This window comes from uncultured Maribacter sp., from assembly GCF_947500405.1.
Taxonomy (GTDB): Bacteria; Bacteroidota; Bacteroidia; order Flavobacteriales; family Flavobacteriaceae; genus Maribacter_B.
The window spans coordinates 1-741 of the sequence record NZ_CANMRY010000069.1; the positions used below are offsets into that span (position 1 = coordinate 1).

Consider the following 741-nt stretch of genomic DNA (forward strand, 5'->3'; position numbering starts at 1 on the left):
AACGGTCTCGGCTATGATTTCGTTGTGGAATCATCCGCAGGATTATTCAGCTGAGAAATCAGCCGTTGATTTATACTTTTACTTTGGTGTCGCACAAAACCACAATGAATTATAGCCATTGTTACCCACAGTATTTATTTTCATTATTCGCTTTTCAGTCGGATTTCAGTCATTACATTATTCAAATCAGCGAACAGTTTGGAAAATTCCGATTCGCCACTTTCCATTTTTGATATGCTTTCAGTAATTCGGGTTTGTCCCATATTTGACAAAAAGTAAAAATTCGCATTTCCGTTTGTCGGTAAATCAGGATTCTCAAATTGTTGCCCTTTGAAAGAAATCAAATGTCCGTTTTCTACAAATTCTTTAGTTACTTTTTGAACACTTTCGTGTTGTCCAGCTCCGATAAATCCACCACCAGAACTTAAATATATACTTGCATCTCCAGTCAAATATGTAACCACAGTTGCAGTTCCACCGCCCATATCTAAATCAGATACAATTCCGTAAACTTTTATTGAGTCACCTGGAATTTGAAATCCAAGTTGTTCAGCTGTTACAGTTAATGCCATTTTTCGCATATCCATATATGGATTCTGTTCAGCAGTCATTTCCGTTTGCTCTGTTTTTTCGGTAGTTTCTTTTTTCGGTTTGTTGTTGCAGCTAATTAGAATTCCAACTCCTACGATTGAAACTATTCCGATTAAAATGTATGTCAGCATTGGTTTTGTCATATTGTGG

1 protein-coding gene is annotated in these 741 nt (G+C 36.3%); it reads right to left on the reverse strand.

The annotated features are described in order from the left end of the window. Positions 1-143 precede the first annotated feature (143 nt). Positions 144-741, reverse strand: a 598-nt coding sequence (locus Q0945_RS16025) for a hypothetical protein (protein WP_299436689.1), incomplete at its 5' end; no start/stop codon positions are given.